Annotated in this window: 19 protein-coding genes; 16 read left to right on the top strand and 3 right to left on the bottom strand. The window is 67.5% G+C overall.

What is annotated here, in order from left to right:
• Positions 1-37: 37 nt before the first annotated feature.
• Both MJ785_RS06860 and MJ785_RS06855 read left to right on the top strand, forming a co-directional pair.
• Positions 38-349 (top strand): hypothetical protein, encoded by a 312-nt coding sequence (locus MJ785_RS06860; RefSeq protein ID WP_370651695.1) that lies wholly within the window; start codon positions 38-40, stop codon positions 347-349.
• On the top strand, positions 346-1,203 hold the full coding sequence (locus MJ785_RS06855; protein WP_239312015.1) for a menaquinone biosynthetic enzyme MqnA/MqnD family protein: 858 nt from the start codon (positions 346-348) through the stop codon (positions 1,201-1,203). Before MJ785_RS06860 ends, MJ785_RS06855 begins: the two co-directional genes overlap by 4 nt.
• Positions 1,204-1,216: 13 nt before the next feature.
• On the opposite strand, the gene MJ785_RS06850 is transcribed toward MJ785_RS06855, so the two are convergent.
• Positions 1,217-2,053 (bottom strand): helix-turn-helix transcriptional regulator, encoded by an 837-nt coding sequence (locus MJ785_RS06850; RefSeq protein ID WP_308194814.1) that lies wholly within the window; start codon positions 2,051-2,053, stop codon positions 1,217-1,219.
• A 765-nt stretch (positions 2,054-2,818) separates the two neighbouring features.
• On the opposite strand from MJ785_RS06850, the gene MJ785_RS06845 reads away from it, so the two are divergent.
• The 6 genes from MJ785_RS06845 (at position 2,819) to cobA (ending at position 9,206) form a co-directional block, all read left to right on the top strand.
• Positions 2,819-3,250 carry a response regulator transcription factor gene (locus MJ785_RS06845; protein ID WP_239312013.1) on the top strand — a complete coding sequence of 144 codons (432 nt, stop codon included), beginning with the start codon at positions 2,819-2,821 and terminating at the stop codon, positions 3,248-3,250.
• A gap of 142 nt (positions 3,251-3,392) precedes the next feature.
• A complete protein-coding gene (locus MJ785_RS22165; protein ID WP_370651694.1) occupies positions 3,393-3,587 on the top strand; it encodes a putative leader peptide in 195 nt (64 codons plus the stop codon).
• Between the two features lie 55 nt (positions 3,588-3,642).
• Positions 3,643-5,397 carry a nitrite/sulfite reductase gene (locus MJ785_RS06835; RefSeq protein ID WP_239372980.1) on the top strand — a complete coding sequence of 585 codons (1,755 nt, stop codon included), beginning with the start codon at positions 3,643-3,645 and terminating at the stop codon, positions 5,395-5,397.
• Positions 5,398-5,706: 309 nt separating this feature from the next.
• Positions 5,707-6,378, top strand: coding sequence for a phosphoadenylyl-sulfate reductase (locus MJ785_RS06830; protein ID WP_239312417.1), 672 nt, complete (start codon positions 5,707-5,709; stop codon positions 6,376-6,378).
• Between the two features lie 556 nt (positions 6,379-6,934).
• Positions 6,935-7,222: a hypothetical protein gene (locus tag MJ785_RS06825; RefSeq protein ID WP_239312418.1), complete on the top strand. Its 288-nt coding sequence runs from the start codon at positions 6,935-6,937 to the stop codon at positions 7,220-7,222.
• A 649-nt stretch (positions 7,223-7,871) separates the two neighbouring features.
• Complete coding sequence (gene cobA, locus MJ785_RS06820) at positions 7,872-9,206, top strand: uroporphyrinogen-III C-methyltransferase (protein ID WP_239380211.1); 1,335 nt, start codon at positions 7,872-7,874, stop codon at positions 9,204-9,206.
• Here the strand turns inward: cobA and MJ785_RS06815 are convergent.
• Positions 9,175-9,654, bottom strand: coding sequence for a sirohydrochlorin chelatase (locus tag MJ785_RS06815; protein WP_239312420.1), 480 nt, complete (start codon positions 9,652-9,654; stop codon positions 9,175-9,177). The genes cobA and MJ785_RS06815 overlap by 32 nt on opposite strands.
• Before the next feature lie 29 nt (positions 9,655-9,683).
• Entirely contained in the window at positions 9,684-10,733 is a 1,050-nt protein-coding gene (locus MJ785_RS06810) for an NAD(P)/FAD-dependent oxidoreductase (protein ID WP_239312421.1), read from the bottom strand.
• 376 nt (positions 10,734-11,109) lie between these two features.
• Here MJ785_RS06810 and mqnC point away from each other — a divergent pair, with 376 nt between their 5' ends.
• The 8 genes from mqnC to MJ785_RS06770 all read left to right on the top strand — a co-directional run.
• The gene (gene mqnC, locus MJ785_RS06805) at positions 11,110-12,342 is read left to right on the top strand and encodes a cyclic dehypoxanthinyl futalosine synthase (protein WP_239312423.1); all 1,233 of its coding nucleotides are present in this window, start codon (positions 11,110-11,112) and stop codon (positions 12,340-12,342) included.
• A 503-nt stretch (positions 12,343-12,845) separates the two neighbouring features.
• Positions 12,846-14,084 carry a cytochrome P450 gene (locus MJ785_RS06800; RefSeq protein ID WP_239372976.1) on the top strand — a complete coding sequence of 413 codons (1,239 nt, stop codon included), beginning with the start codon at positions 12,846-12,848 and terminating at the stop codon, positions 14,082-14,084.
• A gap of 34 nt (positions 14,085-14,118) precedes the next feature.
• Positions 14,119-14,877 carry an SDR family oxidoreductase gene (locus MJ785_RS06795; RefSeq protein WP_239380210.1) on the top strand — a complete coding sequence of 253 codons (759 nt, stop codon included), beginning with the start codon at positions 14,119-14,121 and terminating at the stop codon, positions 14,875-14,877.
• Positions 14,878-15,248: 371 nt separating this feature from the next.
• A complete protein-coding gene (locus tag MJ785_RS06790) occupies positions 15,249-16,808 on the top strand; it encodes an FAD-dependent oxidoreductase (protein ID WP_239380209.1) in 1,560 nt (519 codons plus the stop codon).
• A 206-nt stretch (positions 16,809-17,014) separates the two neighbouring features.
• Positions 17,015-18,226 carry an agmatinase family protein gene (locus tag MJ785_RS06785; protein WP_239348011.1) on the top strand — a complete coding sequence of 404 codons (1,212 nt, stop codon included), beginning with the start codon at positions 17,015-17,017 and terminating at the stop codon, positions 18,224-18,226.
• 162 nt (positions 18,227-18,388) lie between these two features.
• Entirely contained in the window at positions 18,389-19,498 is a 1,110-nt protein-coding gene (add, locus tag MJ785_RS06780; RefSeq protein ID WP_239308495.1) for an adenosine deaminase, read from the top strand.
• Positions 19,495-20,277 (top strand): demethylmenaquinone methyltransferase, encoded by a 783-nt coding sequence (locus tag MJ785_RS06775; protein ID WP_239308481.1) that lies wholly within the window; start codon positions 19,495-19,497, stop codon positions 20,275-20,277. The genes add and MJ785_RS06775 overlap by 4 nt, the downstream gene beginning before the upstream one ends.
• A 271-nt stretch (positions 20,278-20,548) precedes the next feature.
• A partial coding sequence (locus MJ785_RS06770) for an FAD-dependent oxidoreductase (protein WP_239308494.1) occupies positions 20,549-20,760 on the top strand: 212 nt, incomplete at its 3' end.

Genomic DNA, 20,760 nt, shown 5'->3' with positions numbered 1-20,760 from the left:
GGCCCAGGGCACGGCCGGGACGAGGAGGGCGGACATCGTGGATTTTCGAAGCCGGGCACCTGGTGATGCGGGGCGGTCGCTGCCCGGGTGGCCGTCGCGGCCGCCATCCGCGGCGCCGCCGACGCCACCATCCCGCTCGGGTCTGCTGGCCATCAACGCCCGTTACTTCATGCTGCGAGCGCTGATTTTCGGTGTGGTGCTTGCGGTGGTGCTGCTGCTGGGCGTGAACGGGTTCCTGGCCTTCGCCGTGGCCTTTGTGCTGAGCGGGCTCGTGAGCTATCCGGTGGCGCTCCGCCAGCGTCGCGCGGTGTTCGGCGCCTTGGCGCAACGACGCGGCTGGCTGCGTTGACCGGCGGGCCGGGGCCGGCTCGCCCACGGGTCGGGCACATCCAGTTTCTCAACTGCCTGCCGCTCTACTGGGGGCTGGTGCACTCCGGTGCGCTGCTGGATGTCGAGCTGACCAAGGACACTCCGGACCGGCTCAACGAGGCGTTGGTGAGCGGCGATCTCGATATCGGCCCGATCAGTCTTGTCGAGTATCTGCGGCACGCTGACGATCTTGTTGTGCTGCCCGACATCGCGGTCGGTTCGGACGGCCCCGTCCTGTCGGTTGCGCTGGTCAGCGCCGTCCCACGGGAGCGGATCCGGTCGGTCGCGCTCGGTTCCACGTCGCGGACCGGCGTGCTGCTTGCGCAGATCCTGCTGGAGGACCAGCTGGGGCTGGCCCCGGCCTACGCCAGCATGCCGCCGGACCTGCCGCTCATGCTCCGCGAGGCTGACGCGGCCGTACTGATCGGGGATGTGGCGCTCCGCGCCGTCCACGACGCTGAGCGGGCCGGAAGCACGCATCCGCTTCATGTAGTTGATCTCGGAGCGGCCTGGCGGGACTGGTCGGGACTGCCGATGGTGTTCGCGCTCTGGGCGGTCCGGCGTGACTTCGCGCTGGCCCATCCGGGCGTGGTCAAGGAGGTGCACAGCGCCTTCCGCGGCAGCCTTGACCTCGCGCTCCGCCAGCTCGGCACCGTCGCCAGGCATGCGGCGCGCTGGGAGGCGCTCGACGCGGCCACCCTGACGCGCTACTTCACGGCCCTGGACTTCTCCCTGGGCGAGCGTCAGCTGAAGGGCCTGATGGCGTTCGCCGGCCAGGCCGCGGCGCGCGGCGTCGTCCCAGCACGGACGGGCATCGTGTTCGCCGACGTGTAGAACGGGCCGGCCATCACACGGGCGGTCGAAATGCCCGGGAGAAATCGACCGGCGGGCGGGCGCTGTGTGCCCTGGCTGTCGCGAGCCGCGGGCCATTCCAATCGGGTGTGGGAACGCCAGCGGCATTCGCCTTGCCAGCGCCGGCTGTCGTTCGGTAATCCGCCGCGGCAATCATGCTGGCGAATTCGTCCGGTGTGGGGAAAGCGGGGCAGGCATGGTCGGTGCGGGTGCCGTGGACCGCCGCGTCGATCAGGTTGTTCACCACGAGTATCCAGGCACGCAGCCCCTCATGCCCGGTCAGCTCGGCGAAGACGGCGGCCTCCAGACAGCAGGTGCCGGCCTTCTCGAACTCGTTGCTGTCCAACAGGGCTATCGCCTGTAGTCCCGCGAGATGCCCCGCAATCATGAAGAGGCGGAACTGCTGATGGGGAAGCATGCGGGTCCGCAGGAGAACGTCGGCAAAACGCTGCTGGCCCCGCACGCGAACGGTGATATCGGCGGGGGAGAGCTGTTGTGCGGACGCGATCAGTTCCGTCGCCCGCCGGTCGAGGGCGTCCAGCTTTCGATCGCAGGCCTGGTAGTCGAGCAGGTCGCGTATCCTGCGGCGGGATTCGATCTCCGGGCTTGAATCGCTGTGCGTTCTTTCGGTGCGGGCTTCGATCGCGGCCAGCCGTAGCGCAACGAGAGCGCCGTCCGCCGCCAGGGCCGCGTCGACGGCGGCCAGGACCGGCCGAGCCGGGATACCGCGGCTGGGCTGCTCCAATTGGTCGATGTACCGTCGGCTATAACCAGTGATCCTTGCGAGATCCGCCCGGGAGAGCTCCCGTTCCTCACGTATGCGACGGATCATCCATGGCAGAAGATCCTCCGCGCTGGCTGTGTCGTCACAGCCTCGGTTCCGTCGCAGCATCCGCGCCTGCTTCCTTCTTCCGGGCGGACCGGGCGGCAGGGGCTTGCCTGGCCGGCCCGATCCGTGTCACGTTTTCTGTGTCGGAGGGGTCTACAAAGAGTGATTGATAAAAATCGTGTCACCTTTTGTGACCATGCTACTCCAACGTGCACTAACCCTGGCCAAAGTCTGAAGATTTTTTACTTATCGTCGTATATTTATTACTTAAGAGCGCCTGGCGATAGGGCTGTGGACCAAGGAGCGGGGCTGGGGTGCGCGCATCGCGTGAGGCGGCGCGGGGAGCCACCGGAGGCGGTGGGTGGCGACCGGCGCCGGGGCACCCGTGCGCCGCGCGGGGATGGCTGGGCAGCGATGGCGCGAGGTGCGTGCCCTGGCCCCGCGGCGCGCGTCCCCTGCCGCTGGTCGCTCTTGCCGCCCAGATGCGCGAAAAAGGCTATGACCTGCACACCTTTTGGTTGACGATGATCATTAGAGGTGGGAAGTTGCCGACAGTTGTTGTCGTTGTTACTTCCGGCGCATCAAAGGCAATCCACGGATAACCATTTCACATTGCCGCGTCACTGGCGTCACTGGACTCGTTGCGGATTACGTGCGCATCGCGGCCGTATGGCCCGCCCGCCAGAGCGCCGGGCACGGGGGCTAGCTCGGGAAACCACCCCGAATGACGATGGGCGGGTGGTGCTGGCGTGGCGTAGAACGTCGGATATGGACGGGGAACCGGAGCCGCAGGCCGCCGTTCGTGTCGTGGTGGCGGACGACGCGGATGGTGTGCGCGACCTCGTGTGTCTCCTGCTGGAGATGGAGCCTGACTTCGTGGTCGTCGGCCAGGCAAGGGATGGGGCCGAAGCCGTTGAGGTCGTTTCGCGGACCGGCCCGGACCTCGTGCTGCTCGATGTGTGCATGCCCGTCCTGGACGGCCTCGCGGCGTTGCCCGCGGTACGTCGCGCCGCGCCGGGCGCCCGTGTCGTCATCTTCACGGGTTTCTCCGAGCAGGCTCTCGGCGAGCGGGCGTTGGCGCTCGGCGCGCATGCTCTGATCGAGAAAGGCCTTGCCGCCGACAGCCTGCTCGATCATCTTCGGGACGTGTGCGGCCGTGCCTCGACCCGGGTCGCCGCGGGCGGCTCGACCCGGAACTGAGCCTCAGCGGCTCTGGGCAGCTCTGGGCACGGCTGCTCAGCTGTCGAAAATAGCATAATTCGGGTATTTGTCGGTCACTTTTTGTGAGCGTTTGGTTGTTTTTTGTCAGTTCTGTGCGCGATCACCAACCTGTGGGCGCCCAGTGTGGAACCATAGGGCCGTGACCGTGCGCCCGGGGCTTCGTCTGACTGGCTCAGGCATAACCGGCCTCGGTCCAGACGTCCGTCCAGCGGGTCCTGCGCTGGTCGACTTCCCGCTGGTGGATTCTGCTCTGGTCGCGCGCCTGCACATCGACCTGCTCAGGGTCGCAAGCGCCGCCTGTCCGCGTCACAGCTGACCTTCCCGCGCGCCGGCGCTCTCGGCGCACCCCGCACCCGGCTGCGAGAGACTCGATGACAACCCCCGCACGCTCCCGTCCCACCCGCCCGCTCCGTCCGAAGGGGCAGGGCCAGTGGGCCCTCGGCCACCTTGAGCCCCTCAACCCCAACGAACGGATGAAGAAGGACCAGGACGGCCTCGCCGTTCGGGACCGGATCCTCAACCATTACCCATACACCGGGTTCGCCGGGATCGACCCGCAGGACCTGCGGGGCCGATTTCGCTGGTGGGGGCTGTACACCCAGCGCAAGGAGGGAATCGACGGCGGTAAGACGGCCATCCTTGAGCCTGAGGAGCTCGACGCGCCCTTCTTCATGCAGCGGATCCGCCTTGACGGTGGCCGGCTGACCAGCGATCAGCTTCGTGTCATCGCGGGGATCTCCACCCGGTTCGGCCGGGACGTCGCGGACGTCACCGACCGCCAGAACATCCAGCTGCACTGGATTCGCATCGAGGACGTTCCCGCGATCTGGGCGGCGCTCGAAGGCGCGGGGATGACAACGGCCGAGGCGTGCGGCGACACCCCCCGGGTCATCCTGGGGTGCCCACTGGCCGGGGTTGACGGCGATGAGATCATCGATGCCACCACGGCGATCGAGGAGACCGTCCGGCGTTACGTCGGTGACACATCCCTGAGCAACCTGCCGCGCAAGTTCAAGAGCGCCATCTCCGGCTGCGCCGACCAGTGCACCCTGCACGAGATCAACGACATCGCGTTCGTCGGGGCCGTGCATCCGGAGTTCGGTGCCGGTTACGATCTTTGGGTCGGGGGCGGGCTGTCGACCAATCCCAAGCTCGGGGTCAGGCTCGGCACCTTTGTCGCCGCTGACCGCGTCGCCGAGGTCTGGTACGCGGTGGCGAGCCTGTTCCGGGACTACGGCTACCGGCGGATGCGCACCCGGGCACGGCTGAAGTTCCTGGTCGCGGACATGGGGCCCGAATGGGTCCGGACGACGCTGGAGAAGGAGTACCTGACCGCGCCGCTGCCGGACGGCCCGCCACCGCCGCCGCCGCGTAACGAGGGCCGCGATCACATCGGTATCCACCAGCAGAGCGACGGCCGTCTCGCGGTCGGCTTCGCGCCCCGTGCCGGACGGCTGAGCGGCACCACGCTCACCGCGGTCGCGGACCTCGCCGACCGTTTCGCCGCGGGTCGCATCCGCGCGACGACCACACAGAAACTGGTCATCCTCGACGTCGATCCGGCCGAGGCCGACCAGCTGACGGCGGAACTCGCCGCGCTCGACCTGGTCGTCCGGCCGAGCGTTTTCCGGCGCGGCACCATGGCCTGCACCGGGATCGAGTTCTGCAAACTCGCCATCGTCGAGACCAAGGCGAAAGCCGGGGCGCTCATCGACGAGCTGGAACGGCGGCTGCCCGACTTCGACGAGCCGATCGGCATCCACGTGAACGGCTGCCCGAATGCCTGCGCACGTTTCCAGGTCGCCGACATCGGGCTCAAGGGCTCCCTCGTCCCGGACGAATCCGGGGAGATGGTCGAAGGCTTTCAGCTGCACCTTGGTGGTCATCTTGGCGTGCGGTCGCGGCTGGGCCGCAAGTCCCGTGGGCTGAAGGTCACCTCCGCCGGTGTCGCTGACTACGTCGACGGGCTGCTGCGCGCGTATTCGGCCGGTCGGGACGAGGGTGAGTCCTTCGCGGACTGGGTCGAGCGGGCCGACGAGTCCGTCCTGGCCGCCCCGGCGGATCGAGCCGGTGCCGTGGCCCCGGCCGAGCCTGCGTCCGGGACGTCCGGGGCCGCTGATGGCTAGCGGTCATTCCGTCCCCTTCTACTGCCCGTACTGCGGTGAGGAAGATCTTGTTCCCTATCTTCCGCCCGAGCGGGATGCGGCCAGCGGGTCCGGCCACGGGCAGTGGGCGTGTGGGAGCTGTCGGCGGGCTTTCCGGCTCAGCCTGACCGCTCTCGCGGTCGGGCCCATTTCGTCCGAACAGGACGGTTCAGCTGACTGTGAGCACTGAGACGGCGTTTTGGCGGTAATCCGGGAGTGTGCCCCCCGGTACGGCGTGGGAAAGGCGTGATCGCGTCGTTGCCGGCCTGTTACGACGGAGGAGAGCGATTCATGGATGCCACGTTGAAGGCCCGTGCCCTGCATGCCGGTGACGAGCTGGAGGGCGCGTCCGCGCAGGAGATCCTGGGCTGGGCGGTGGAGGAGTTCGGGACGAAGCTGGTTGTGGCCGCATCCATGGCGGAGGCTGTGCTCGTCGACATGCTGGCCCGGATCTGCTCGGACGTCCCGGTGATTTTTATTGATACCGGTTACCATTTCGCTGAGACAATCGGTACTCGGGACGCGGTCATGCACCGCTACGACCTGCCGCTGATCAGTGCCGGCCCACAGCTCACCGTGGCTGGCCAGAACGCCGTGTACGGGCCGAAACTGTTCGAACGGGATCCGGACCGGTGCTGCCAGCTGCGCAAGGTCGTCCCGCTGGACCGTGCGCTGGCGCCCTACCGGGCGTGGGCGGCGGGCTCGCGCCGGGCCGAATCCGCCGGGCGCAGGAACCTGCCTGCCGTGGGGTGGGACGAGCGGCGCGGCAAGGTGAAGATCCATCCGCTGGTGGCCTGGACGGACGAGGACGTCAACCGTTACGTCCAGGAACATGACGTGATTGTTAACCCACTGCTGTCGGATGGCTACGACTCTGTCGGCTGCTGGCCGTGCACCAGCCGTGGTGAGGGCCGCGCGGGCCGCTGGGCCGGCAGCGCCAAGACCGAGTGCGGCATTCACTGACCTCGGCGGTTCTGGCTGTTGCGGGTGGAGGGGCACTGACAGCCTTCAGGTAGCCAGTGATCTACTGGCCCGGGGCGGACCACATTCCGTCATGGTTTGTCGGGCCGGTATGACGACATGTCGGATCGCGGTGCGATGATCTCGCGTGTGGTTGTCCAGCGTGTCTGGTCGGCCACCTGATGACGCATGTACTGAACACCGCGAACGGATCCGACCATGACCCTGCGATCCCCGACTGATGGCCCGCATGGCCCGCACGGCCCGGTGGCTGGTGCGCTGCACGCCTGGGTGGACGAGTCGCTGCGCCTTCGGGCTGGCGAGCCCGGCCTCTACATCCTGGCCGCAGCTGTCGCCGAGGTGTCGTCGTGCCCGCCGATACGTCGAGATCTCAATGACCTGCTCCTGAAAGGTCAACGCCGTCTGCACTGGCGGGATGAAGATGGTGCCCGACGGCACAAGTTCGTGAGCCTGGTCGCGAGGGCCGACCTGGAGCTCGTTGTCGTTGTAGGCACGCCGGGTACTGCCAAAGAAGCAGGAACGTGCCAGGCGGGTCTGCATGAAAGGCCTGTTGCACGAACTCGATCAGAGGGCGGTCGAGCGAGTGTGGCTCGAGTCCCGCACGACATCACTGAACAAAAAAGATCAAGTGATGGTCGCGGCGCTTTTCGGTAGTCATGTGATCTCTCATCGGTTACGTACCGGACACGCTTCACCGGTGTTCGAGCCGATGCTCTGGGTCGCTGATGCGGCAGCAGGGGCGATATCGGCTGCGCGCGACGGCCAAGGAGATTTTATAGCAATCATCAAGCATCTTACGACAACGATCGAAATCCCTGTCCGATGACAACCTGCCGCTTTAGAACAGCGCGAAGGCCGGGTCCCGTCGTCCGGCGGGGTCCCGACCATCACTTCCCATCCCCCCGAAGGAGGCGAGCATAGATCGAGAATGCGCCGTCTCGTGACCGTAGTCAAGTTGTCTCGTCATCTGGAGCAGGGATCGCGTGGCTGGCGAGTCCGGCCGAGGGACGTGCGGCGACGCGTCGTGCGGCGCTCGGGACGGTCCGGTGCGGGCGCCGGGGCGGGTCGGATGGTCAAGATCGAGGCTGTCGGGATGGCAACCTATAGTTAGAACTCGGGTGCGAAGGGTAGATAGCGAAGAGGGGGACCGGAGAAGGCGCAGCGGAGATATCCATGGGGGTCGAGTGGACTGTGCGGCGCACGAGGCTCACAAGAGCCTTATCGATCATGCTAGATTGGGCACCCTTTGTGATCTCACGGGGCGAACCGGCCGAACCAAGTCGCCCATCCAGGCCAGCGATCTCCGCGCGTTACTCCTGTTTCTTGCGGTTTTCCAGTGGATAACAGATTTTCTGGGGTGGGTTTTCTTCGGTATTTTCATTGCGGGTGTGACCGGGATCATCAGGCGAGAGTAGCGGATGCGTTACTGTTCAACCGATTTCTTTCATGGGTAGGTTTCACCGATTGCATGCTGCGTGAACCGTCCCGGCAGTAGCGTCGCGGGGATGAACGAGGGCCGGGCACACGATGAGGATGAGGGAGACAACGGCCGCGGGAGCGGGGGAGCCGGGGCCGCGAGCGCGGCGGGACGGGACGAGCCGCTGCGCGCTCCCGGTGAGGTCTGGCTGGTCGGGGCAGGGCCGGGGGATCCGGGGCTGCTTACCATCCGTGGCCGTGAGCTGCTTGGTCGGGCGGACGTCGTCGTCACGGACCGGCTGGTATCCGCGGGGGTCCTTGCGCTTGCCCGGCCCGGTGCGGAGGTTATCCACAGTGGCAAGAGTGCCGGTGCGCTGACTCGTACCCAGGAGGACGTCAACGCGTTGCTGGTCGACCGCGCGCTCGCCGGGCACCTGGTCGTCCGCCTCAAGGGCGGGGACCCGTTCGTGCTCGGCCGCGGCGGTGAGGAGGCCGAGGCCTGCCGGCTCGCCGGGGTGAGATGCACGGTTGTCCCGGGGGTGACCTCAGCGTTCGCCGGGCCCGCGTATGCCGGGATCCCGGTGACGCACCGCGGTGCCGCCCAGGAGGTCGCGGTCGTCTCCGGGCATCTGTCACCCGGGCATCCCGACTCCACCGTGGACTGGGCGGCGCTGGGGGCGTCCCGGATGACCGTTGTCGTGCTGATGGGTGTCGCGCGGCTCGCCGGCATCACCGCGGCCCTCATCGACGGCGGCCGGTCGCCGGACACGCCGGTCGCGATGATCGAACGGGCTACCACGCCGGCCCAGCGTGTGATCCGCGGCACCTTGGACACGATCGCGGTCGACGCCATCGTGCTGGGCGTTCGCTCACCCGCGGTGGTGGTGATCGGTGACGTCGCGGCCCGTTGCGACGCTCCGCCGCCACTCATCCCGACAGATGATGCACGGTCAGCGAGCGATGGCGCTACCCGTCCGCTGCTGGGTGTTCGGGTGCTCGTCCCGCGGACGAGAGCACGTCCAGGCCTGCTCGCCGCACGGCTGCGGGCTCTCGGCGCGGACGCGGTGGAGACCGTGGTGTCCCGGCCCGGCCGCCGGGCCGGGCCGGGGTCACCGCTGGCCGACGTCGACGCCGATCCGGACCCGCGGATCGTCGAGGAGCTGCGTCACGGTGACCTGCACGCGGTCGCGTTCGCGTCGTCGACCGCGGCTCGGGCGACAACGGCACTTTACGGACCGTTGCCGGCCGGGATGCTGGTTGCGGCCATGGGCGAACGCACCGTCACGGCATGCCAGCGGGCCGGTCTGCGGGTCGACGCTGTGGCGGCCGAGCCTGGCATCCACCCGCTTGCCGCCGCCGTCGTCACCGCCGTGACCGAGGCCCGGTCGCGCTGACGGCGCTGGCCCCGGTGGCGGCGCTGCCAGGGCTGCCACCGGGGCCGGACAGCTGATTGCTGGCCAGCGTGTCCTCGATGCGGGAGGCAACCGCGGTCAGCACGCCGGGGTGCAGGCCGAGCGGGGCGGTGAGGTGCCAACGGGTGCCGGGGAACCGCTCCTGTGCCCTGGTGAGGGCGGCCGGGATGTCATGGGTGGTGTGGTTGCCCTCGAACAGGAAGAAGGGATGGGCGACGATCTCCGTGCAGCCCGCGGCGGCGAGAATCCCGTACCCGGCGGCGATGTCGGGCTCGATCAGCTCGAGGAAGGCCGGTTCCACCGCGTCCCAGCTGATCTGGACGTCGTTTGTGGCCCGATCAGCCTGGGCGAACAACCGCGCGAGTGTGCGGACAGTCGCGTTCGCCGTATCCCGTCGCGAGCCGTGCCCGATCACCAGTAGACCCCGCATGCCTACCAGTCTGCGCCGGACCCGCCCGATCAGCCGCCTGTGCCGGCGGCGTCGCCGGAGCCGTGGCCGTCGTCGGAGCTGTGACCAGGGAAGATCTTGGCGGACGGGTCGATGATGGGCGCGGCGTTGTTGACGGCCGTGGCGACCTCGCCGAAGCCGGTCGCGATCAGGCGTACCTTGCCGCGGTACTCGGTGATGTCACCGGCGGCGAAGACCCGTTCGACGCCGGTCGCCATGGTCGAGTCCACCACGATGTGGCGCTTGTCGATCGTCAGGTTCCAGCGGGTCAGAGGTCCCAGATCCGCGGTGAACCCGAGCGCGGCGACGATCGCCTGGGCCTGGCGGACCTGGCGCTCACCGGACTTGCTGTGGGTGAGTTCCACCTTCTCCACCTGGCCGTCGCCGTGGATGGCGGAGACCTCCGTGTGCGTCAGGATCTCGACGCGGGAGGACAGCACCTTCGCGACGGTGTGCGCATGGGCGCGGAAGCGATCGCGGCGGTGCACCAACGTCACCGAGCGCGCCAGCGGCTCCAGCGCGAGCGCCCAGTCGAAGGCGCTGTCACCGCCGCCGACGATGATGACGTCGGCGGCGGCGTAGACGTCCAGCTTCGGGACGAAGTACGCCAGGCCACGGCCCAGATGGTCGCCGCCGACAGGCAGCGGGCGGGGCGTGAACGTCCCGAGCCCGCCGGTGATGAGGACGGCCTTCGCCCGGACCCGTGTCCCCTGCACACTGGTGACCACGACGCTGTCGGCCTCATGAGCCAGTTCGGCGGCCTGTTGAGCGAGCAGGTAGGTGGGGGAGAACGCCCCGGCCTGCGCGACGAGCGCGGTGATGAGATCACGGCCGCGCACAGCCGGGAAACCGGCCACATCGTAGATCATTTTTTCCGGGTACATAGCGGTGACCTGACCCCCGGCCTCGGGCAGGGAGTCCATCAGCGCCACGGACATCCCGCGGAACCCAGCGTAGTAGGCGCCGAAGAGACCGGCTGGCCCAGCGCCGATGATCAGTATGTCGGTGTCGAGGTCCGCCGGTGTCGAGTTGTCCGGGCCTGCGGGGGTCACTGCGTCCACGCGTAACTCCTGGGGACTCTGCGTTCTGCGCCTGGGTGGCCCTGCCGGATTGCATTCGCAAGGGCCGGTCGGCACTACGGAAGGGAAACTCCGCTCCTATCCTGCCCCACGTAGAGCGACCGGCGATAGGGACGCGGCGTCTCCCGGGGCTGGGCGCATCCCCGAGCCCATTTCCTGATTGAGCGCCCGGCGGCAGCGGGCGTGGACATGGCATCGCGCGCCGGCTATTTCTGATCGGCGGCCTGATCGGTGGTCTGGCCGGTGGTCTGGCCGGTGGTCTGGCCGGTGGCCTGGATCGATGGTCGCGGCGCGGTGCCGATGGGTGACACCGGCCGTTGGGGCCAAGCGGTACGCCCGATCGCCGTACCATCGCGGGGTGAGCCTTGCAGATGATGCCGACAGCGGTTCTCCGGTACTTTCATCATCGGCGTTGGGTGAGGAGGAGATCGCGTCCGTTCTCGCCCGTGCCGCCGGTGGCGGGCGGATCACTCCCGAAGAGGCGCTGCGGCTGTACACGAAGGCCCCACTGCATGCCCTCGGCCAGGCTGCCGACGCCGTCCGCCGCGGTCGTTTCCCGGACGGCATCGCAACGTACATCATCGATCGGAATATCAACTACACGAACGTCTGCGTGACCGCCTGCCGGTTCTGCGCGTTCTACCGCGCTCCTGGGCATTCCGAAGGCTGGGTCCGCGACGTCGACGACATTGTCGCGAAGTGTGGTGAAGCGGTGGAGCTGGGAGCAACCCAGATCATGCTCCAGGGCGGTCATCACCCCGAGTTCGGCATTGAGTGGTACGAGGGCACCTTCGCGGCAATCAGGCGGGCGTACCCGCAGCTCACCCTGCATTCTCTGGGCGCCAGCGAGGTCGTTCACATCGCGCGGACGTCCGGGCTGAGCCATGGCGACGTCATCGCCCGGCTGCGCGACGCGGGGCTCGACAGTTTCGCCGGGGCGGGAGCGGAGATTCTCACCGAGCGTCCTCGGCGCGCGATCGCCCCGCTCAAGGAGCCGGGGCAGGTCTGGCTGTCAGTCATGGAGACCGCTCACGGCCTTGGCATGGAGTCGACCGCGACGTTCATGATGGGCACCGGCGAGACCAACGCCGAGCGCATCGAGCACCTGCGGATGATCCGTGACGTCCAGGACCGCACCGGCGGTTTCCGGTCGTTCATCCCGTGGACCTACCAGCCGGAGAACAACCACCTGCGCGGCCGGACCCAGGCGTCGACCATCGAGTACCTGCGGCTGGTGGCGCTGGCCCGGCTCTTCTTCGACAACATCGCGCATCTGCAGGGCTCGTGGCTGACGACCGGCAAGGAGGTCGGCCAGCTCACCCTGCACATGGGCGCGGACGATCTGGGTTCGGTCATGCTGGAGGAGAACGTGGTGTCCTCGGCCGGTGCCCGTCACCGCACCAACCGGACGGAGCTGATCGGTCTGATCCGCGCCGCCGACCGGATCCCGGCGCAGCGCGACACCCTCTACCGGCACTTGGTCGTGCACCGTGACCCGGCGCAGGATCCCGTTGACGACCGGGTGGCCTCGCACTTCTCCTCGACCGCGCTGCCATCGCCACCCATGCTGCCGATTGTCGCCACAAGGTGACGCCTTTCATCGATCCGGCATGACGAACGGCCGGGGCCGGCAGCGGCAATCCCGCTGGATCTTCCGGACCCGGGGTGCGCTGGGAGCAGCTGCTCAACAGGGATAGCCGGTTACGGTGGCGTCCGGCTGGCCCCATTCACAGGGCGCTCGTGGGATCGCTGGGCTGTTTACCCGCTGCCTGGCCAGAGCGCCCTCGCGCCGCCCCAGCCCCGCGCCGCCGCGCCCCCTATTACCGGACGCTCTCAATCTCACCCAGTCATGTCGAGCGTTTTGGCGCGGGATGCGCTTTGCATACATTTCCAAGATTCAGAGTGGGTTCTTAGCGGTCGCCGCCGGCAGCGGTGGAGCGCTCGAAGCGTTCGGTCCAATAGATGTGATTTATATCACATACACTGGCTCTTGTTCGGTTGATTCTTTGCAACCAAAATCGAGTTTGCTTATCAAACTCACTGTGCTGATGTGTGCTTCGTCCACTGGAGCCTGAACGGAATCTAGGAGTGAAAGTGGCTGAGGTCGTGTCCGGAATTTTGTCCGAACCGCTGGATATTCTGGGGCGACTGTTGGCGCCCGAGGGAAAGCAAAATCCATATCCATTATACGAGGAAATGCGCGCGCATGGCCCCGTGGTGACCATTGCGGGCGTTCATACATTTATCACCGGCTACGCTGAATGTGCGCAGGCGCTGCGGGAACCGCGGTTGTTGTCAACCGATGCGGCGGTTCAGGACCAGCGGCTTCAGGGCTGGCATGAGCATTCGTCCTGGCGCTGGCTCACACAGAACATGTTGTTCAGCAATGATCCGGATCACGATCGCCTGCGCCGGTTCTTCGGCAACGCGTTTTCCGCGCGGCGGGTTGCCGAGATGCGGTCGTTGGTTGAGGAGCTGGCCTACGATGCCGTGCGGCACGTCGCCACGCTCGGAGCGGGTGGCCAGGTCGTGGATCTGGTCCCCGAGTTCTCCTTCCGGTTCCCGATGGCTGTCATCGGCCGGCTGCTTGGCGTTCCCGAGGCCGACCAGCTGAGATTCCGCGAGGCCATCGGGGACATCACAAGTGCCCTCGAACCGGTCCGCGACCTACGCGAGCTGGAGCGTGGGGACGCGGGTATGGATCTGTTGGCGAAATACTTGACCACGCTCATCGCGCGGTTACGAGAGACTCCCGGCCCGGATCTGACCAGCGGCTGGATCAAGGCCCTGAACGAGGACGCGGAAATTACCGAGGAGGAGCTCTTAGCCAATCTTATGCTGCTGCTTGTCGCCGCCACCGAAGCGCCCCAGGATTTACTGAGCAACACGGTGAGGCTGGCGCTCGAACAACCCGCCCACGCCGCGCGGCTGCGCGAAAATCCAGAATTCGTGGAGAGTTTCGTCAAGGAGACGCTGCGGTTTGACCCGGCTGTCCAGGTCCTGAACCGGGTCGCTGCGGAGGACCTGGACTTCTTCGGGGCCCGCGTGACAGCACACTCCCCGGTCACGCTGCTCATCGCCGCGGGTAACCGGGATCCTCGCAGATTCGACAACCCTCTCATGTTTGATCCAGCCCGGCCTGACAACCAGGCACTGACCTTCAGCGCGGGCGGCCACTACTGTCTGGGCGCGGCGCTTGCCCACATGTCGGCCGAGGTCGTGCTTCCGCTTCTGCTGCGAAGTTTCCCGGACCTGTCGCTGGCTGGGGACGCGACCTTCCGCGTCCAGGTCGTCCAGCGCGGCCATGAGCACTTGCCAGTCGCAATCAACTGACATCGACACGCACAGCGAAAGGACAGTGCCGAGTATGGGCATATTGTCGGGAAAAACCGCCCTGGTCACCGGTGCGAGCAGAGGCATCGGACGTGCTGTCGCCGAACGGCTCGCCGCTGACGGAGCGCGGGTGGGCGTGCACTACGCCAACAACGGGACAGCCGCGAAGGACGTCGTGACGGCGATCGAGAAGGCGGGGGGCGAGGCATTCAGCTTTCGGACGGAGCTGGGCGTGCCGGACGACGCGGTTGCGTTGTGGGCCGAGTTCGACAAGTACGCCGACGGGCTCGACATTCTGGTCAACAATGCCGGTGTCGGCCTGACGGCACCGATTGATCAGGTGCAGGAAATCGATTTCGACCGGCTTTTCGCCGTCAATGTCAAGGCTCCGTTTTTTATCATCCAGCAGGGCCTCGGCCGGCTGCGCGACAGCGGGCGGATCATCAACCTGTCCAGCGCCACCGCCCGGATCGCGATGCCCCTCGTGGCCGCCTACTCCGCGTCCAAGGGCGCGATCAACACGTTGACCCTGACGCTGGCCGAGGCGCTCGCTCCCCGCGGCATCACGGTGAACGCGGTCGCGCCCGGCATCGTCGAGACCGACTTCAACCCGTGGCTGGCCATCCCCGAGATGCGGGCCAGGGTCGAGCGCTACGCGGCGTTCGGCCGCATCGCCACGCCTGCTGACGTGGTCGGCCTGGTGGCGTTCGTGGCCTCGGAGGAAGCCCGATGGATCACCGGGCAGATTCTCGACGTCAGCGGTGGCTCCGGCCTCGGCAACGGATCAGCCTGATCCACCACACGGATACAGCGGCGCGCGTCCCTGGTGCGTGCGCCGCTTCTAGGGCGTGTCTGATGGATGTTGGTCGATGTGGGCGATGATCCAGAAAGTGGCCTGTAAGGCGGAGGAGGCCCGGATAGCGGTGTTCTATCCGGACCGACGACAACGCCGCAGGATGCCTTCTGGGCATTGATCCGCACGATCGAAGATCCATCAGACACGCCCTAGGCGTGTTTCTTGATCCATGCCTCTGTTGCCGGGCGCTCTTGCGCGCGCTCCTCCACCACCCGATGATCGAGAGGGTATTGATCGTGAAATCGCCAGGCCATCGAATCAACAGACGAGTCCTGCTGAGCGGTACCGCAGGAGCCGGTGGCGCCGCTGTGCTTGCGGGGGCCGCCCCCGCTGCCGCCCATGTGGACCCAGCCACCGGCCCGACGATCGGACCGGCCGATCCGCGTTATGCGTTGCTGACGACCGGGAACAACCAGCGTTTTGTGGCCAGACCCGAATATGTTCGAATGATCCATTCCACGGAGGATGCGGTCTCCGCGTTACGCGCGGCAGCCACGGCCGGAAAACGGGTCTCGGTGCGTAGCGGCGGTCACTGTTTCACGGACCTTGCCTGCAATCCCGACGTCCAGGTCATCCTGGATTTCTCCGATCTGAACTCCGTGGACTACGACCCAGAGCTGGGTGCGTTTGCCATTCAGCCTGGCGCTCGTCTGATCAATATCTACGAGAAGCTGTACAAGGGCTGGGGAGTCGCCCTTCCCGCTGGGGTCTGCTACAGCGTCGGCGCGGGCGGCCATGTCGCGGGCGGGGGATATGGCCTGCTGTCCCGGCAGCATCGACTGGTGGTCGACCACCTCTATGCCGTCGAGGTGGTGACTGTGGACGCCGGCGGGCGGGTCCGGATCGTGCGGGCGACCCGGGAGCCCACCGATCCGAACCGGGAGCTGTGGTGGGCTCATACCGGCGGTGGCGGTGGCAACTTCGGCCTGGTCACCAAGTACTGGTTCCGTTCTCCGGACGCCACCGGGTCTTCGCCCGCGGCCCAGCTGATGTCGCCTCCGTCGGAGGTGCTGTTCAACGCCGTCGCCATCCGCTGGGCCGATCTCGACCAGGCGAAATTCAGCCGGCTGATGAAGAATTACGGAGCTTGGCACGAGGCCAACAGCTCGCCGGACTCGCCATACCATTACTTGTCAAGCATCATCAACGTGGGCGTCAGAGCGGCTGGCGGCATCGGCGTGATCACCCAGGTGGACGCCACCGTATCGAACGCCGATCAGCTCCTGACGGACTATGTGGCCGCGCTCAACGACGGTGTGGGCGTCCAGCTGTACCCGCAGCCGGCGATGCCGCAGTTCGCGACCGCCCGGCGGCTGCCCTGGATGCGGGCGACCCGCTTGATCGGAACCAGCAACGTCACGGTTAACGACCCAACGCTGCGGGCCGCCCACAAGTCCGCCCTGATCCGGAGGAACTTCACCGACCAGCAGGTGGCGGCGCTGTACACCCGCCTGACCGATCCGGCTTATACCAACCCCCGGGCGATGGTGTTCCTTTTCTCGTACGGGGGACGGATCAACGATGTCGCGCCGGACGCCACCGCCAGCGCTCAACGCAGCTCCGCCTTCAAGATGCTGTTCCAGAACCTTTGGGACGACCCGGGCCAGGACGCGGTCAACCTTGCCTGGCTCCGCGGCCTGTACGCGGATTTTTTTGCCGCTACCGGCGGTGCCCCGGAACTTGACGGACAAGCTGATGGATGTTACATCAACTACGCCGACGCGGACATGGCCGACCCGACGTTCAACACTTCGGGAGTGCCCTGGCAAACGCTTTACTACAAGGGCAACTACGCCAGGCTCCAACGGGCCAAGCGGAAGTGGGACCCGTCGAACTTCTTCCGGCACTCGCTGTCGATCCAACCTTAAGAACGACCGGCAACAGGGGACGCGGCGTCGCGGGGCCAGGGCACGCACCTCGACGTAGCGGTCGAAGCCGGAGGGGCGATCGGCGAATCGACGACCTGTGGATTGTCTGTCAGGCTTGACCCCGTTCATGGGGTGACGTCGCGTCTGGCCATCACCGGGAAGGCGTCGCCGGTGAGCGGGCGGATGTGCCTTCCGGGAAGGACAGCATGTCGACATCTGACAGTAGTCGGGTCAACGCTGAAGGAAGCTGGGCGCAACGGGCTGAGGCACAACTGCCGACCCGGCGGGCCGAGGAGGAGGTCCAACGCCGGCTCGCCCATGGCCTGGCGGGCGCGCCGACGATCACCGATCGTACGATCCCGACCTTCGCCCGCGGGGAGGCACCGCACTTCGCGGGCGAACGGGGCACCTTCCTGAAATGCCCTTATATCGAGGATGTGCACGATGTCGGCGACGCCGAGGTAGCGATCTTCGGGGTCCCACTGGACGCCGGGACGACCTACCGGCCAGGCACGCGCTTCGGCCCGCAGGGTATCCGGCGCTCGACCAACCTGTTCGGCACCTACTCCTATGAACTCGGCGTCGACCTGCGCGAACAGCTCAATCTGGTCGACATCGGGGACGTGTTCACCATTCCCGGGAACCTGGAGAAGTCCTTCGACCAGATCAGCCAGGCGATGGCCCACGTCGTGCGGCGGGGCGTGGTGCCGGTCGTCCTGGGCGGGGATCACTCGATCGGTTTCCCGACCATCCGCGGGATGGCACCGTATCTGGACGGCAACATCGGGATCATCCACTTCGACCGGCACGTCGACACCCAGGAGAGCGACCTCGACGAGCGGATGCACACCACGCCGTGGTTCCACGCGACCAACATCCGCAATGCGCCGGCCACGAACCTGGTCCAGATCGGTATCGGAGGCTGGCAGGCGCCCCGGGCCGGTGTCAAGGTCGGCCGCGAACGCGGCACGACCGTCATCACCGTCGGCGACGTGGAACGGGTCGGTGTCGAGAAGATCGCCGAAGTCGCCTTGGAGACGGCGTGGAAGGACGCCACCGCGGTGTACCTGTCCTTCGACATCGACGTGATCGACGCCGGTTTCGTCCCCGGCACCGGCTGGCCCGAACCGGGCGGTCTGCTGCCCCGCGAGGCCCTCAGCCTCGTCCGGATGATCTCCGAACCCGGGCTGGCGGGCATCGAGGTCGTCGAGTGCTCCCCGCCCTATGACTGGGCCGAACAGACCGCGCTGCTGTCCAGCCGGGTGATCCTCGACAGCCTCGCCACCCAGATCCGCAGCGGCAAGCTCGGCCGCAAGCCAGCCACCGCCAGCCGCCACGCCTGGGGGCCCTACCCCGATGCCGCCAGCGATCATCATCCAGATCCGCTGAACACGACCATCGACCCACACAACCGGTAGTGCTTCACCGAGCTGGTTGACGGCGTGATCGGACGGGACCCCGGCCGGCTGCCGGCCGCGGGTCCCGCAGTGCGCTCGGAGCGCGGCACTCTCGTGCGCACGCAGCTTCAGGAAGAAGCCATCTGCGCGTACGGGAACTCAGGCTAGCCTGGCCGGGTGACCGTGCCTACCGGACCGAAGATCGAATTGCACGTCCACCTGGAGGGCACCGTCCGCCCGGCGACCTTGTTGGAGATGGCGCGGCGCAACGGCGAGCCGCTGCCGGCAACCACGGTTGAGGAGCTCACCGAGCTCTACCGGTTCCGGGACTTCGATCATTTTATCGAGATCTGGATCCTCACCACGCACGTGATGCGCACCGCCGAGGACTTCCGCCAGGTCGTCGTCGACTATGCGGCCGAGGCTTCCGCGCACGGCGCGGTGTACATCGAGGGGATCTTCTCGCCATGGTTCCGGGTCCAGCGCGGGATCTCCTGGGAGGAGATCTTCAACGGCTACGCCGACGGCGTGGCCGAGGCCCGTGAACGGTTCGGCGTGGACATGCGTCTGACCCCGGACGTCGACCGCATCCTGCCGCCGGATGCGGCCTGCGAGATAGCGCGCCAGGCGGTCCGGTTCCGTGACCGGGGGATCGTCGGGCTGGGCCTTGGCGGGCCGGAGGCCGGCCATCCGCCCGAGCCGTATGCGCGGGCGTTCGCCATCGCCGCCGACGGTGGGCTCGCGGCTGTCCCACACGCGGGTGAGACCAGCGGGCCGGAATCGGTCAGAGGCGCTGTCGAGGCCCTGGGCGCCCGCCGCATCCGCCACGGCATCCGAGCGGTGGACGATCCTGGTCTCATGGCCGAGCTCGCTGGCCGGGGCATCGTCCTGGACGTCTGCCCGGTGTCCAACCTGCGGACGCGGTCGGTGGCCGAACTTGCCGCGCATCCCCTGCCCACGCTCCTGGCCGCCGGTGTCCGCTGCTCGCTGGCGACCGATGACCCGGCCATGTTCGCCACCAGCCTCGGCCGAGAGCACGCGGTCGCCGCCGCGTTGGGCGCCCGCGCCCGTGACCTTTACGAGGCAGGGGTCGCCGGGGCGCTGTGCGACCCGGCGACGCGGGAACGGCTGGCGGCGATCGGTGCCGTCACCGACTGGGAGGCGGTCCAGGCCGCGCTGGCTACGGTGGCTGAAGCTGATCAGCTGGCCGCGGGCATAGCCACGGCTGGCCGCCCGGCCGCGTCCGGCGCCGGGACGGCCGGTGGGACCGGCGCCGGGACGGTGTCGCGATGAGCCCTCGTCCGAGAGCGGGCACAGCGGCCGGTCGGCCTGGGCTGGAGAAGCGGCCGGACGAGGTCGCGGCGATGTTCGACGGTGTCGCGCGCCGTTACGACATCACCAACACGGTGTTGTCCGCGGGCCGGGACAGCGGCTGGCGCATGGCGACCGCCGACGCGCTCGACCTGCGTCCGGGACTGCGGGTGCTGGACCTCGCGGCTGGCACCGCCACGTCCGCCCAGGCCTTCGCCTCCCGCGGAGCCATGGTCGTGGCCTGTGATTTCTCCCTGGGCATGTTGCGGGTCGGCCGCCAACGCCTCCAGCGCCGGCCCGGCACGGCCGTCGGCGCCGGCGGCGGCGCTGTCACGCTGGTCGCCGGGGACGGGCTCGCGCTGCCGTTCCCGGACGCGTCCTTCGACCGGGTGACGATCTCGTTCGGCCTGCGCAATGTCGTCGATGTGGATGCCTGCCTCGCGGAGCTGGCGCGGGTGACCAGGCCGGGCGGGCGCCTGGTGGTCTGCGAGTTCAGCCGGCCCACCTGGGCGCCGTGGCGCACGGTCTACCTGGAGTACCTGATGCGGGCGCTGCCCGGGCTCGCCCGCGCGGTCAGCAGCAGCCCGGGTTCCTACGTCTACCTGGCTGAGTCGATCCGCGCCTGGCCGGACCAGCCGGCGCTGGCCACCCGTATCGCCGGAGCCGGCTGGACGGGGGTTGGCTGGCGCAATCTCACCGGCGGCATCGTGGCGTTACATCGCGCCGTCCGCCCGCCCGGCGCTGGCGCCCGCGACCACTGACGATAGGTCCTGGCCTGTGTCTGTTCCGCCTCTGTCCTGCCTGTGAGCTGGCACATCATCCCCATCTGACCGTCCGGCTACGCTGATCCAGCCATCGGGTTCCCGGCCCTCGCCCGCTGGTCCGCACGACGCGGGGCAGGTTCGCGATCCCGGCGCCTGTGCCAACCGCGGGCGCAGGGCCTAGACTCGCCGTTGCGCTCGTGAAAACGTTCACGAGCGGCGGAAGTGTGGCGAGTGGGAACACCCCGGCGATCCGGAGCGGTGCGTGATCATGACAGCGGTCCAGGCCGAGCATGCCGATGTCATCGTTGTCGGCGCCGGACCAGGCGGATCGGCGGCCGCGTATCACCTGGCCCGTACCGGGCTTGATGTCGTCCTCCTGGAGAAGACGAGTTTCCCGCGGGAAAAGGTCTGCGGTGACGGGCTCACGCCGCGAGCCGTCCGCAGCCTGATCGAGATGGGCATCGACACCGGGACTGATCC

Source organism: Protofrankia sp. CiT1, assembly GCF_917627335.1.
Classification (GTDB): domain Bacteria; phylum Actinomycetota; class Actinomycetes; order Frankiales; family Frankiaceae; genus Protofrankia.
Note: the sequence above shows the minus strand (reverse complement) of the source record. Positions and strands in the feature narration are given on the sequence as shown.